1 protein-coding gene is annotated in these 230 nt (G+C 37.4%); it reads left to right on the forward strand.

From position 1 onward, the window contains the following. Positions 1-230: condensation domain-containing protein (locus FLA105534_RS22595; RefSeq protein ID WP_173968339.1), on the forward strand; the 230-nt coding region annotated here is incomplete at both ends.

Below are 230 nucleotides of genomic sequence, written 5' to 3' on the forward strand. Positions count from 1 at the left end.
CTCCATTTGAGAAAGTAGTAGACCGTGTGGTCACTACCCGTGATATGAGCATGAGTCCATTGTTTCAGGTGATGTTTGTATTGCAGAATACACCGAAAGAGTCAGAGGAAGTAGAAACAGGTTTAGAAGGGATTTTACTCTCAGGTTATGAATTTGAGAATGTTACATCTCAGTTTGATTTGATATTGAATGTTTCTGAAGGTAATAATGGAATTGGATTAGATATCGTG

The sequence above is a fragment of the Flavobacterium collinsii genome, assembly GCF_902804485.1.
GTDB classification, from domain to species: domain Bacteria; phylum Bacteroidota; class Bacteroidia; order Flavobacteriales; family Flavobacteriaceae; genus Flavobacterium; species Flavobacterium collinsii.